The organism is Mesorhizobium sp. M1A.F.Ca.IN.020.06.1.1 (assembly GCF_004023265.1).
In the GTDB taxonomy this organism is placed as follows: domain Bacteria; phylum Pseudomonadota; class Alphaproteobacteria; order Rhizobiales; family Rhizobiaceae; genus Mesorhizobium.
Window position 1 is genome coordinate 1 of the sequence record NZ_RZSR01001616.1, and the last position, 681, is coordinate 681.

Annotated in this window: 2 protein-coding genes; both read right to left on the reverse strand. The window is 64.0% G+C overall.

The genetic code is table 11. The annotated features are described in order from the left end of the window. Positions 1–415 (reverse strand): VTT domain-containing protein (locus EOA60_RS35895; protein WP_128312774.1); only part of this gene is annotated, 415 nt, incomplete at its 3' end. Next, on the reverse strand, positions 415–681 hold a 267-nt coding region (locus tag EOA60_RS35900; protein ID WP_128312775.1), incomplete at its 5' end, for a DUF1003 domain-containing protein. The genes EOA60_RS35895 and EOA60_RS35900, both read right to left, overlap by 1 nt.

Sequence of the window (681 nt, forward strand, 5' to 3'; positions counted from 1 at the left end):
GGGCTGCCCAGACTGCCGACGAGATGGCGTTCAGGATGACGAAGCGCGGCACCGACACGGTCGACAGCCCGGCGGCGATGCCGCCGACAAGCCGCATTCCGTAGATGTAGCGGTTCGTCAGCACGAAGATGTTGGGATGGGTGTTGAGCAGCCGGTAGGCGCGGCGGAAACCCGGCCGCCTGCGCAGCCTGACGACATAGGGATGATCGGCAAAGCTGCGGCCGAGGGTGAAGAAAGCCGTGTCGCCGGCGAAGGCGCCGAGAAACGCCGCCAGGAAAGCCTGCCAGAGCACGAATATGTGCTGATGGGCGAAGAAGCCGCCGAGGATGGCAGCGCTTTCGCCCTCGGCGACGCAGCCAAGGAAGACCGCGATCAGCCCGTATTGCTCGATGAGACGATGGATGGCCTCGGTCATCAGCCCGCCGACCGCGCCGACAGCTTCTCGTCGATCCGCCTGATCTGCTCGGCCATGCGCAGGATCTCGTCGCGCATGCCGATGAGCTCACTGTGGCGCAGTTCGTCGAGCTTCTCATGCAGCGCCATGATCTCGATCTCGGCCTTCAGGTTGACCTCATAGTCATGGGCGGCGTCGATGCGGTCACGCTCGGTCTGGCGGTTCTGCGACATCATGATCACCGGTGCTTGCAAGGCGGCGACCATCGAGAGCACGAGGTTGAGGAA